The following is a 12,500-nucleotide window of genomic DNA, read 5'->3' as shown; positions in this document are numbered from 1 at the left end:
CTTCAATTCCCTGAAAGTGATGGACTGGCTACGGACGTGTTGAAGCGTTGATCGAAATGCTGCTCGGCCTCGAAGGCCGCCTGGATGACGCCCTCCTCCCGATACAGGTCGGCGGTGTGTTGCACGTCATCGATCACCGTCGGCCCGACATCGATCCGATGGGCCTGGGCGAAGCGATTGGAACGTTCATGGATCTCCAGTGGCAGGCCGCTGTAGCCGGCCTGGATCGCGGAAAAGGCGGCCTGGTGGGCATTGGCCCAGTCGTAGGCACGGGCCAGGCGCCGCAGGAAGTCAGCGATCTGCGCCGGCTTGTCGCGGATCGCCGTATCGTTGGCGACCAGCAGCATGTGCCCGGCGAACAGCCCGGTACCGCTGACCAGCACCCGCGTGCCACCCTCGAGCTGGACCATGCTGGTGTAGGGATCCCAGGTCGACCAGGCATCGGCCTGGCCGTTGGCGAGCAAGGTCCGCGACTCGCCCGGGGCGAGGAAAATGAACTGCGCATCGCCCGCGTGCAGCCCTGCCGAACGCAACGCCGCCAGGGCCAGGAAATGGCCGATGGAACCGCGGGTGGTGGTGATGCGACGGCCCTTGAGATCGGCGGCGCCCTGGAGCGGCGAGTCCTCCTTGACCACGATCGCCACCGCGGTCGGGGTGACATTGACCTTGATCACCCCGACGGTTTTCAACGGTGCGCCGGCGGCGGCGGCGAACACGAACGGCGCATCACCGAGACTGCCGATGTCCACCGCCCCGGCCGCGAGGGCCTCGGCGGTGGGCGCGGCGGCGGCGAACGAGGCGAACTCGATCGGGTACGGCAGCTTGTCCAGCTCGCCGGCCGCCTGCAGCAGAATCTTCAGCGACTGCTTCTGGCTGGAAACCCGCAGCGGCTCGGCGGCGTGGACGCTGGCACAGAGCATCAGCAGAGCCAGCCACGCCCACCCTTGTGAGAGCCGGCCGGGCGGCGCTCCTCTTGTTGGTGATGGAGGCCTCAGGTTTCGCCTGGCCCATTCGACCGCTATCGCCAGCAAGCCGGCTCCCACAGGTGCCATGCAGGCCACAGGAGGCACAGGAAGGGAGCAGGCGTTCGTGCGCAGGTTCATCGTTCAGAACGCCAGGCTGATGCGGCTGTAGTAGTACCCGCCACCCAGCCCGTACGGCGAGAACATGCCGTACTCGTAGGTGCCGGCCCAGGCCTTGAGGCCGATCTTGTCCGGGTACACGTCGAACAGGTTGTTCGCCCCCACCGCCACCGTCAGGTTCTGGTTCACGTCGTAGGCCACGTCCAGATCGGTGATCCACTTGGCGCTGTAGGTCCGGTCGTCGCGCGGGTTGTTCGCCCCCTCGGTGTACTCGCCGAAACGGGTCAGCTGCAGGTTGGTGGTCCAGTTGCCGAGCTTGTAGTTGCCGGACAGGATCCACTTGTCCTTGGGGGTCGCCTTGGTCAGGTCGATCTGTTGCTGGCGGTCGAACAGCACGTACTGCGAACCGAGGCTGGCCAGCGCCGCCGGGGTATCGGCGAGGCTGCGGATGGTGGTCTTGTTGCGGTTGTAGGCCACGCTCCATTTCGCCGCACCGTACTCGCCGAAGGACTGGCTGTAGTCCGCCACCACGTCGACGCCCTTGGTCCGGGTGTCGGCGGCGTTGGCGTAGTACTGCCCGGCCAGGTTTGGCGACAGGCCGTTGTTGACCAGGATCTGCGAGACCGCCGGACCGCTGAGGATGCCGGTCTGCAGGATGCGCTTGTCGATATCGATCAGGTAGAAGTCCGCCGTCAACCGCAGTCGTTCAGCCGGCTCGGCGGTCAGGCCGATGCTGTAGTTGCGCGAGGTCTCCGGCTCCAGGTCCTTGGCCCCCAGCGCGCGCCCCTCGGGCGAATCCGGGCGCATCTGCTTGGTCCGCACGTTGGTGGTGCTGCCGCTGGTGAACTGGGTCACGGTACTGGTGGTGGAGAACACGCTCTGGGCCAGCGACGGGGCGCGGAAACCGTTGCTGACCGCCGCCCGCACGGCGTAGCCCGGCAGGAATTCATAGCGGGTGGTGAGCTTGCCGCTGGCCGTCTCGCCAACCCCCAGGTTGTATTTCTCATAGCGCGCGGCGGCGCCGACGTACCACTTGGGCGTGATGTTCAGGCCCAGGTCGATATAGGCCGCGTCGCTGTGGCGCTGCAACGAATAGGCGTCTTCCGGCGTGGTGCCGTTGACCGAGAACAGGCCCGGGTCCGGCACCCGGCCGGCGAACGGACCGGTGGTCGGTACGTAGCTGCCGAAGTTGTAGGAATTCGGTTCGCCTTCTTCCAGGGCGTACTTCTCCCAGCGATGCTCGATGCCGAACGAGGTTTCCAGCGGACTGCTCCAGCCGATGTCCAGTGCCCGGCTGAAGTCGAAGTTGGTGGTCCACTGGTCGAAGATCAGGTTGCCCAGGTGGAAGTCGTGCTGGCTGTAGGGGCCGTTGGAGATGTTCAGGTTGTTGGCCGTGTCCAGCACCGCACGATCCTTGCCGTAGGTGCTGCTCAGGTCCCAGTCCCAGTTGCCCACCAGGCCCTTGGCGCCACCGGCGAACTGGAAGTCGACCTCGTGGATCTCGCGCCGCGCCTGGCCGCCGTTGGGGTACGGCGCGTCGGGAATGCCGGCCAGGCTGGTGATGTCGGTCGGCCGGCGGTGGCCGAGGTCCTTGTTGCTGTTGCGGTAGCTGAGGGTGGAAAACGAATACAGCTTGAGGTCGTTCTCCAATGGCAGTTCCAGGTTGTACGCCAGGCTGCTGGTGCGGTCGCGGCCCAGACCGTATTCGCCGCCCCAGCCGTGCCGGTTGCTTTCGCGCGGGTCGGGCGAACCGTCGGCCTGGTTGAAGTACAACTGGCCGCTGGCTGCGGCGGCACGCTCGTAAGGCTCCTGCAGCTTGCCATCGAAGGACAGGTTGAAGAACCCGCCGTTCTCGCCAAGCGTCGAGCCCCAGTTGACCGCCTCATGGCCGGTGGCGCCGTCACCGTCGTAGTACTGGCCCACGGTGGTATCGGACGTCAGCCCATCGGCGTTGCGTTTGAGGATGATGTTGATCACCCCGGCGATCGCGTCCGAACCGTACTGCGCCGCCGCGCCGTCGCGCAGCACTTCGATGCGTTCGATGGAGGCAGTGGGGATCAGGTCGAGGTCGACCGGTACCGAGGCGTTGCCGACCCGCGCCCCGTTGTTGATCAGCGCCGAGTTGTGCCGGCGCTTGCCGTTGACCAGGATCAGCACCTGATCGCCACCCAGGCCGCGCATGCTCACTCCACGGACCAGGAACGCGGTGCCGCCACCGTTGATGGTCGGGACGTTGAACGATGGCAAGAGGCGCCCGAGCATTTCCTTCAGGCCGTTCTGGCCGATGGTGCGCAGTTGCTCGCCACTGATCACATCGATCGGTGCCGGGCTGTCGGTGACCGTGCGCTGCTGGCTGCCACGCACCCCGGTGACGACCACGGTGTCGAGGGTCGGGTCCGCGGCGAACAGTGCCTGGGAAGTCGCCAGGCCGAGCACTGCAGCACTCAATGGCGCGGCAAAACGGGTGTTGCCAAAAGAACTGGAAACCATGACTCGAATATCCTTCCTGTGGATCGGCTCAGCGCGCCTTGGCGGCAACGGTTTCGACTTCGATCAGCGCACCGGGCAGCACCAGCCCGGCTACCTGCACCGTGGTACGGGCCGGCTTCAGCGGTTGCCTGTCGGTACCGAAGAATTCGCGGAAGGCGGTTTGCAGGCCGTCGAAATCCAGCTTGCCGCCCAGCGCCGGGTCGCCCACCAGGTAGATGCGCAACTGCACCACGTCGCCCAGACCCAGGCCCTGGCTGGCGAGGATCGCCTCGACCTTGCGCAGCACCGCGCGGGCCTGGGTCTCGGTGTTGCCGCTGGCGCGGACCTGGTCCTTGGCGGCCTTGGGATCGACCGGATCGGGCAGCAGCCCGGAGAGGTAGGCGACCTCGGCATTGGCCGGCAGGGTCACCGATTGCAGGATCGGCGAATTCGGATAGGTCGACGGCACCCGTTGGATCGAGGCGGCTTGCGAGCTGCTCGCGGCGAAAAGGATCCCCAACCCCAGCAAGGCTTTCTTGAACGACATAAGGACACTCCAAGGTATTGTTTTATGCCGGCCTCGGAGGTCCGCTACCCGGCAAATCGGTGTGGCTGTTTGAGTGAGAGCGCGGCTTTTTCAGGCCGTTTGCTTGAGCGGCGAGCTTTGTGCCCGCTCGAATAGATGACGGACCACCCGTCGTGCGGCGGCTGCCGCGGACTCCTGCCAGATCCCGATCCCCCCGTGGGCCAGGCCATCGCTGGTCAGGTAGACCCGGCCCTGGGCCTGGTTGAGCAGGCTGTAGTCCGGCTCGGCCACTTCATGGTTGATCCACGGCCCCAGGTTGTAGGGGATCCTGGCCCAGGCGATCGCCAGCGGTTTGCGCAGCTCCTGGCCATGCCCGGGGTGCAGCAGTTCCACGGCCTGGCGCGACAGTTCGATCTGCTCGGCGAGAGTCTTTTCGCCGAACCGGCGGGCCGTTTCGCCATTGTTGTAGGCCGCGACCAGCACGCCTTCAGCCTGGTTGAAACCACCGCTGGGGTACCACAGGCCGGAAGACTCCTGGTTGATGAAGGAGAGCCCGCCGTAGATCTGGTAGTCGCGCTCCCAAAAACGCCGGGATTGCCAGGCGACCTTGTTGGCGTAGCCGAACTGCACCGCGCCGATCGCCTGCTGCACCGGCTTGGCCAGGTTGTTCCGAACCTTGGCCAGCAACGGCAGCGGCAGGCTGCTGATCACGTAGTCGGCCTTCAGCGCCTGCTTGCGCCCACTGTGGCGGTCGAGATAACCGACCTCGACGAAGTCGGCCTGGTTGTCGATCGACAGGACCTCCGCGCCCAGCCGCAGTTGCGCCTTGAGGTGGCGTTCGAAGGCCTTGGCAATCCGGTCCATGCCGCCAACCGGCTGGAACATGGTCGGGGAAAATTCCGGGTACTCGTCGATCATCAGCGCGGTGGTCAGCGCCGGGTTGAGCAGGGTCTTGAGCGGCAGCGGGTCGCGCTTCTGCGCCAGCTGGTCGCCTGCCCCCGGCCAGACCTTGTAGCCGGAGCGGGCCGAGCCGAGGTATTCGAGCTTGTCCGAGAGATCGCCCCAGGTTTTCAGGAAGCTCAGCAGGCTCTCGCGATCGGCGGGGCTCAGTTCCTGGTCCAGCGCATGGCGATTGACCGCCTTGGCCAGCAGCTCGGAGAAATGCCCACGGCTGTCGTTGACCGCCTGGCGGATCTGAAGGGTCGGCGCGTTGAGATCGGGGCGGACCAGGGCATTGCGGCTGGTGTTGACCAGCACTTCCAGCTCGACACCCAGTTCGCGGCAATAGCCGAGCATCAGTTGATGGTGGCTGGGCAGGCGGCCTGGGCCGGCATTGAGGTAGAAACCCTGGTCGAAGTCGGCGACCTGCACGCTGCCATCGGTGTACTCGACCCGATCGCCCTGGCGCACGGTCCAGTTGCGGCCGCCGACACGATCGCGGGCTTCGAGCAGGGTCACCTTGAAACCGGCCTTGTTCAACTCGTAGGCACTGACCAGTCCACCGATACCGGCACCGATCACGATCACACTGGCGCCCCGGCCGACAGCGGCGGTCGGCAAGGCGGCGTAGTTCTCTTCACCGGCTGCGGCAGGACGGTCCACGCCGAGCAGGCCCATCACTGCCGTCGCCGCCTGCAGGCCACCTACGGCGGCGACCCGGGCGATCAGTTGTCTTCTGGTCAACGGCATGCAAGCGCTCCCTGCCTGTGTGGTGGATAGTTCATTCCGTTATAGCCCGCCGAAACATTCAGTTACTTCGGTCTATGGAAGCCATCCTAAGGAGCGCAACTTAATAAGAGAAATACATTTTAGGCATATGCAAATATTACTTTGTTTCATATTTTATGACGTAGATATTGCGAGAAATGCATAGAGTCATGACGGGGTCGACTGAGAAGAGCGGGCGCTCGACGACCTTCGTGGCGAACGGACCACTTGTGGCGAGCACGCGCGCCACAACAGTGGGCCCAGGCTAGCGCTCGCCGCATGCCTGGGCCTGCGTCAACACGCGCAGCAAATTTCCACCCCAGATATTCGCCAGGTCCCTTTCCCCATAGCCCGCCGCCAGCAACCTTGTGGCGAGCGGGCTTGCCCGCGCTGGGGCGCGAAGCGGCCCCAAAGGCGGCCGTCACAGCGAACCTGAAGGAATGAGGTGCCAGATCATGGGGCTGCTTCGCAGCCCAGCGCGGGCAAGCCCGCTCACCACAAGAGGTCCGCTTTCCACAAAGGGTGCCCTGACTAGTGCTCTGCGCGTGCCTGGGCCTGCGCCAATACCCGTAGCACATTCCCGCCCCAGATATTCGCCAGGTCCCGCTCTCCATAGCCCGCCGCCAGCAACCGCTCGGTGATCCTGGGCAACTGCGAGACATCCTCCAGCCCCTCGACCCCGCCACCACCGTCCCAGTCGGCACCGATGCCGACATGCTCCGGCCCGACCACCGCCAGGATGTGCAGCAGATGCTTCATGTAGTCATCGAGCGTCGCCTTAGGTTCGGGAAAGCGCGCCTCGACTTCGCGAATCCGGGCCGCCAGGTCCGCCACCTGCGCCGGCGTCATGCTCGCCGCCAGGCGGAACTCCTTGTACAGCGGCCCCAATGCCTTGCCACGCTCCGGGTCGGGCCGCTGCTCGATCAGGTCGCTGGGGAAGCTGTTCACCTGGATCACTCCGCCCTTGGCCGCCAGTGCCTTCAGGCGCCGGTCGTCCAGGTTGCGTGGATGCGCGGTGATTGCCCGGCTGGAGGAGTGCGAGGCGACGATCGGTGCCCTGGACAGTTCCAGCACCTGGTCGAACACCTGGTCCGAAGCATGTGACACATCCAGCAGGATCCCCAACCGGTTGGCCTCGGCCACCAGCGCCCGTCCCTGCGGACTCAGGCCATGCCATTGCGGCAGGGCGGTCGCCGAGTCGGCGAAGTCGTTGTTCGCCGAATGCACCAGGCCGAGCATGCTCAAGCCCAGGCGTCGGTAGGTCAGCAGGCGCCCGGGATCGGCGGCGAGCGGCTCGGCATTTTCCATGCTGATGAACACCACCCGCTGTCGCCTGGCAATGATCGCCGGAACATCCTCGGCCTTCACGGCCAGGGCGAACTGTCGTGGGTGGGCCGCGACCATGTCGCGGATCCGGGTGAGCACCGCCAGGCCGTGCTCGCTGGCGAGGGTACGACCTTCGGCCGTCAGCGGCCCCTGGGGCGTGAAGATGGCCCAGAAACCACCGTCCAGGCCGCCCTCCTCCATGCGCGGCAGGTCGACCTGGGACAGGTCGTCGCGGTAACGATGACGCTGGGTGATATCCCAACCGGGGCGAGCCAGTTGCATCGGCGTGTCGAGGTGGCTGTCGAGGACGGTGAGGCGCTGGTGCAGGGAGTCGGCGACCCCGGCTTGCGGCGCGAGCAGCAAGGCCAGAACAAGGGTTTTCTTCAACATCTGGATCGTCCATGAACATCGGTGCCTGGCACCTGTCTGGTATTTGGGAGACGGTTTTGTGGGAGCCTCACTCTGTGGAAGCCTCACTCTGTGGGAGCCTCACTCTGTGGGAGCCTCACTCTGTGGGAGCCTCACTCTGTGGGAGCCTCACTCTGTGGGAGCCGGATTTATCCGCGAAGCTTTTGGCGATTTCAGTGACTTCTTCGCGGATAAATCCGGCTCCCACAGCGTCCGGCCTCAATGAGCCTGGTCCCACAGCCTCCGGTTCTCACAGTGGCAAGGCAGATGGAGAGGAAATTGTCAGACAGGGCTCCAACTGAAGCTGCGATCCCACAAGCCACTCACATCCAGCTTCTGCGGCAGCACCCCGGCCTCGAAGAACAGGTCGGCGACATCCTGCTGCGAACGCACCGCCGCATCGTCCACCGGCTGCAGGATCCGCGGCCCACTCTGGGCCTTGTACTGCGCCAGGAACACTTCCCGGGGCATGCCGAGGATCTTCGAGCTTTTGGTCGCCCACTCCTCGGGATGCGCGGCAATCCATTGCCAGGATCGGTACTCGCGCAGAATGTAGTCGGTGATCGCCGCGTGCTTGAGCGGGTCGGCAATGCTGTTCTGGTTGGCCGCGATCACGTAGTTGCCCGACAGGTAGCCCTGCCCGGTCTTGAGCACGCGTGCGCCGCTGCGCAGCTCGGCCAGCTGGATGAAGTAGCCGAAGCTGACCCAGGCATCCACCGCGCCATTCTGGAACGCGGCGAAGCCATCCTGGGGCGTCAGTGCCATGGGCACGATGTCGTCGAAACCCAGCCCCTGTTCCTTCAGCGCCTTGAGCAGGAAGTAGTGGGAACTGGTCGAACGGATATAGGCAATGCGCTTGCCCTTGAGCTCGGCCACCGACTGCACTGTCGAGCCCTTGGGCACGATGAACGCCTGGTTGTTGACGTCACCGGTCAGCACCGCGATCAGCTTCACCGGCGCCTGGTTCCTGATACCGAAGATCGGCGGGATCTCGCTCATCGGCGAGACATCCAGGGTGCCGCTGACCAGCGCCTCGAAACTCAGGTTGCCGCCATTGAACTCGGCATACTTGACCTGGTACGGCGCCGGGCCGATACCGGCCTCGGGGAAAAACGACGGCGCCGCGCCCTTGTAGGTCGCGACATTCAGGGTCACCCCGCTGAGGTCCTGGGCCCGGCCCAGGCTCGGCAACACGGCGCCGAGCCCGGCCAGGGCCGAGAGTTGCAGAAAACGACGACGGTCCATCACGCTGACTCCTGTCACAGAAAGGCATCCGGCTCATTGCGCAGAACCCGGTCCCAGTAAGGTTGAAAACTGAACCAGCCACCGAACTCGGTGCCCACCTGGCGCGCGGTGTGGCGTGCCACCTCGGGCGGAATCGGCCTTGGCGTGCCGGCCGCTTCGGCCAGCAGTTGGGTGTGGGCGGCGTTGTCCATGGCGATGAAGCGCCAGACCGCCGCCTCGACCGTCTCGCCCACCGTCAACAGGCCATGGTTCTGCAGGATCAGCGCCTTGTGCTGACCGAGGGTACGGGCGATCCGCGAACCCTCGCTGTTTTCCAGCACCACGCCGGAGAAGTTGTCGAACAGCGCATGCTTCTCATAGAAGGCACAGGCGTCCTGGGTCAGCGGATCGAGCAGGCGGCCCAGGCTTGACCAGGCCTTGCCGTGCAACGAATGGGCATGCGCGGCCGCCACCACGTCCGGCCGGGCCTCGTGCAGGGCGGCATGGATGGCGAAGGCCGCCAGGTTCAACGCGCCGGCGCCTTCGACGATCTCGCCATGGGGATTGACCAGCAGCAGGTCGGACACCCGGATATGGCCGAAGTACACGCCTACCGGATTGACCCAGAAATGATCAGCGTGCTCTGGATCCCGCACGGTGATATGCCCGGCACCGCCCATGTCGAAACCGAGCCAGGCGAACACCCGGAACGCTGCGGCCAGGCTCTGCTTGCGGCGCAGGCGTTCCAGTTCGACGGTCGGTTGCTGCGGCGGATGTTCCCAGCGGAACACGGTGTGCCCGTCACGGGGCAAGCCGTAGGCGCTCGGTGGGTGTCTCGGCGATTCAGTAGCCACGTTCGGCCTCCACGCGGTTGTCCAGGGGCAGGCCGCTGGCCTCGCGCTCGATGTTGTTCTGCAACAGACGGGCGAGGTTCAGGTAGACCTGGGGTGAGTTGGCGCTGGTGTGCGGTGACAGGCGAACGCGGGGATGCCGATAGAACGCATGCCCGGCAGGCAACGGTTCCGGGTCACTGACATCCAGGCTGGCGAGGCTCAGTTGCCCACGCCCCAACGCCTCCAGCAGGGCCTCCTGGTCGATCAGGCTGCCACGGGCGATGTTGATCAGGTGCAGGCCGGAACGCGCCGAGCCGAGCACGTCACGGTCGATGATACCGCGCGTCGCGGCGGTGGCCGGCACCGCCAGCAGCAGGTGATCGGATCGGGCGAACAGTTCATGCAGATCGGCCACGCCCTGCACGCCAGGCACCTCGAGAGGTGCCGGCGAACGCCTCAGCGCCAGGACCTCCATGCCCAGTGCCAGCGCCTTGGGCGCCAGGGCCCGGGCGATGCTGCCGAAGCCGAACAGCCCGAGGGTACTGCCCGCGACCTGGGCCAGCGGCCGTTGCCGCCAGTTGGCGGCGTCGTCGATCCAGATCTGCGGCAGCTGCTTGGCCGCCGCGAAGATGGCGGCCAGGGCGAACTCGGCAATGCTCTCGGCGGTAACACCGCGGGCACTGGCCACCGGCAGGCTGTCGAACAGCCAGCGAGGGAAGTAGTCCAGCCCGGAAGTCGCCAACTGCACGAAGCGCAACCCGAACGGCCAGCCCTCGGGCGCCTGGGGCGCGTCGCGAAACTCGGCATGGGGCGCCGCTAGCAGCACCCGAACATCCGCTGGCAGTTCGCGCGGCAGGCCACGGGGCAGTTCCAGCACCTCCAGCCCCAGGCTGCGCAGGTGCGCATTGAAGGAAGCGTCCAACTGACTGGCGACGCGTGCCCCGCTCACGCCTGGCCTCCACGCGCGGGCAAGGCGAAGGCCGCACGGCCGACCGCAGCGAGAATCGCGTCGTTCTGCGGGGTATGAATCCGGCTGCACAACACATCGCGATAATGCCGCTCCAGCGGATTGCCGCGGGCCAGGCCGGGGTTGCCGATGGCCTCGATACCCAGCTCCACCGCGCTGATGGCATTGCCGGTCACCAGGTACTTGACCTGGGTCGCTTCACTCGCGGCAATCCGCCCTTCGGCGGCAGCGTCGAGCAAGACGCGGTTGGCCAGCAACAGCGCATCGATCCTGCCGATCAACTCATGGAAACGCGGCAGGCTCGACAGCGGCGCCCCCAGGTTGGCCGGGGTCCGCTCGCCGAGCCACACCACCAGCCAATCGCGGGCCGCGCGGGCCACGCCGTCATAGATCGACGACAGCAACACCGCCAGCCAGAGCACGCCGCTGCTGTCCAGTTCGGAGGGACGCGGGGTGCTGGCGGGCTGGATGTCCACGGCGAACTCGCTGGCGACGAAGACGTCCTCGAACACCACGTCATGGCTGCCGGTGGCACGCATGCCCAGGTGATCCCAGGTCTCCTCGATGCGGATACCCGGCGTATCGCGGTGCACCAGCCAGGTGCCGACCCGCGGCTCGGGTTCGTCACTGCGGGCCCAAACCGACAGCCAGGTCAGCCCGGGAATGCCGGTGGAGTAGATCTTGCGCCCCTCGAGCCGCCAGCCGCCCTCGACTCGCCGAGCGAGGGTACCGGGCAGACCACCGCGAGCCGGAGTACCGAGATCCGGCTCGACCCGCAGGGCATTGATCAGCGCGCCCTGCTCCACCGCCTCGCGGGCGACCCGCTGACGCAGGTGCAGCGGCCAGGCCTGGTTGCCCTGCAGGCGTGTGTGCTGCAGGTACTGCATCACCAGCACCAGCGCCGTCGACGGCTCGCCCCGGGCCACCGCGCCGATGACCCGTCGTGCCTGGGCCAGGGTCGCCTCGCTACCGCCCAACTGGCGCGGCACGGTCAGCGCCAGCAGGCCATGCTCCTGCAGGCGATGCAGGTTGGCATGGGGGAACTCGCTGTGCCGATCATAATAGGCAGCGGTACCGGCGAACTCCTGGCTGAGTTGCTCCAGCAAGTCGGTGAAGGCCGGTGAGTCGAGGTCGAGGTGCGGTCCGGCATGGGTCGGGCGCGATTGCACGGTGGTTGGACTCATCGATGGGCGATCCTGCTGAGAAAGTGAAGGCGACCGTCATCGACGGCGGCCACGGGTTGTTCGACGCCGAGCTGTTCCAGCAGGCGCGCGCGCAGTGCCTGGAACGTCGGGTTGGCCACCTGGCGCGGGCGCGGCAGGCGGATGGGAATCTGCTCGGCGATACGGCCGTTGGCCAGGACCACCACGCGGTCGGCCAGCAATACCGCCTCGTCGACATCATGGGTCACCAGCAGCACCGCCGGCTCATGGGCGCGCCACAGGTCGACGATCAATTGGTGCATGCGAATCCGCGTCAGCGCATCGAGGGCGGCGAAGGGTTCATCGAGCAGCAGCAGCTTCGGCTCGCGGACCAGCGCCCGGGCCAGCGCCACCCGTTGGGCTTCGCCGCCGGACAGGGTGTGTGGCCAGGCCCCGACCCGATGCGCCAGCCCGACTTCCGCCAGGGCCGCCAAGGCCCGGGCTTTCGGTTCAGCTCCCCGCAGGCCGAGGGCGACATTGCGCCAGGCGCGTTTCCACGGCATCAACCGGGGCTCCTGGAACACCGCCGCCAACGGCTCGGGCACGACCAGGCGACCCTCGTCGATACGATCCAGGCCGGCCAGGGCGCGGAGCAAGGTGGTCTTGCCCGAACCGCTGCTGCCCAGCAGGGCGACGAACTCGCCCGGAGCGATGTCCAGGTCAAGGGCATCGAGCACCGCCTGCCCGCCGAAACGGCGGCTGACCTGACGGCACTCGACGGCCGGACGCTGGGGACGCGAAAGAGGCAGGGTCATG

The 12,500-nt window shown here is 66.2% G+C and carries 10 protein-coding genes; all 10 read right to left on the bottom strand.

Features of this window, described 5'->3' with window-relative positions:
• Nucleotides 1-2: 2 nt before the first annotated feature.
• The 10 genes from HU752_RS08045 to HU752_RS07995 all read right to left on the bottom strand — a co-directional run bounded on the left by HU752_RS08045 (nt 3) and on the right by HU752_RS07995 (nt 12,499).
• Nucleotides 3-920: an aliphatic sulfonate ABC transporter substrate-binding protein gene (locus HU752_RS08045; protein ID WP_225920106.1), complete on the bottom strand. Its 918-nt coding sequence runs from the start codon at nt 918-920 to the stop codon at nt 3-5.
• A gap of 186 nt (nt 921-1,106) precedes the next feature.
• Complete coding sequence (locus HU752_RS08040) at nt 1,107-3,572, bottom strand: TonB-dependent receptor plug domain-containing protein (RefSeq protein ID WP_186685010.1); 2,466 nt, start codon at nt 3,570-3,572, stop codon at nt 1,107-1,109.
• Nucleotides 3,573-3,600: 28 nt separating this feature from the next.
• Entirely contained in the window at nt 3,601-4,098 is a 498-nt protein-coding gene (locus HU752_RS08035) for a RidA family protein (RefSeq protein WP_186685012.1), read from the bottom strand.
• A gap of 90 nt (nt 4,099-4,188) precedes the next feature.
• Entirely contained in the window at nt 4,189-5,766 is a 1,578-nt protein-coding gene (locus HU752_RS08030) for a flavin monoamine oxidase family protein (protein WP_186685014.1), read from the bottom strand.
• Between the two features lie 549 nt (nt 5,767-6,315).
• Complete coding sequence (locus HU752_RS08020; protein WP_186685018.1) at nt 6,316-7,500, bottom strand: dipeptidase; 1,185 nt, start codon at nt 7,498-7,500, stop codon at nt 6,316-6,318.
• A 300-nt stretch (nt 7,501-7,800) separates the two neighbouring features.
• Nucleotides 7,801-8,763, bottom strand: a complete 963-nt coding sequence (locus HU752_RS08015; protein ID WP_186685020.1) for an ABC transporter substrate-binding protein — start codon at nt 8,761-8,763, stop codon at nt 7,801-7,803.
• A gap of 14 nt (nt 8,764-8,777) precedes the next feature.
• Entirely contained in the window at nt 8,778-9,596 is an 819-nt protein-coding gene (locus HU752_RS08010) for a class II aldolase/adducin family protein (protein ID WP_186685021.1), read from the bottom strand.
• Complete coding sequence (locus HU752_RS08005) at nt 9,586-10,524, bottom strand: NAD(P)-dependent oxidoreductase (protein WP_186685024.1); 939 nt, start codon at nt 10,522-10,524, stop codon at nt 9,586-9,588. The genes HU752_RS08010 and HU752_RS08005 overlap by 11 nt, the downstream gene beginning before the upstream one ends.
• The gene (locus HU752_RS08000) at nt 10,521-11,726 is read right to left on the bottom strand and encodes an acyl-CoA dehydrogenase family protein (RefSeq protein ID WP_186685026.1); all 1,206 of its coding nucleotides are present in this window, start codon (nt 11,724-11,726) and stop codon (nt 10,521-10,523) included. The genes HU752_RS08005 and HU752_RS08000 overlap by 4 nt, the downstream gene beginning before the upstream one ends.
• Nucleotides 11,723-12,499 carry an ABC transporter ATP-binding protein gene (locus HU752_RS07995; protein WP_186685028.1) on the bottom strand — a complete coding sequence of 259 codons (777 nt, stop codon included), beginning with the start codon at nt 12,497-12,499 and terminating at the stop codon, nt 11,723-11,725. The genes HU752_RS08000 and HU752_RS07995 overlap by 4 nt, the downstream gene beginning before the upstream one ends.
• Nucleotide 12,500 lies beyond the last annotated feature (1 nt).

Source organism: Pseudomonas vanderleydeniana (assembly GCF_014268755.2).
Taxonomy (GTDB): domain Bacteria; phylum Pseudomonadota; class Gammaproteobacteria; order Pseudomonadales; family Pseudomonadaceae; genus Aquipseudomonas; species Aquipseudomonas vanderleydeniana.
The sequence above is the reverse complement of the archived record's forward strand: the minus strand, read 5'-3'. Positions and strand labels throughout refer to the sequence as shown.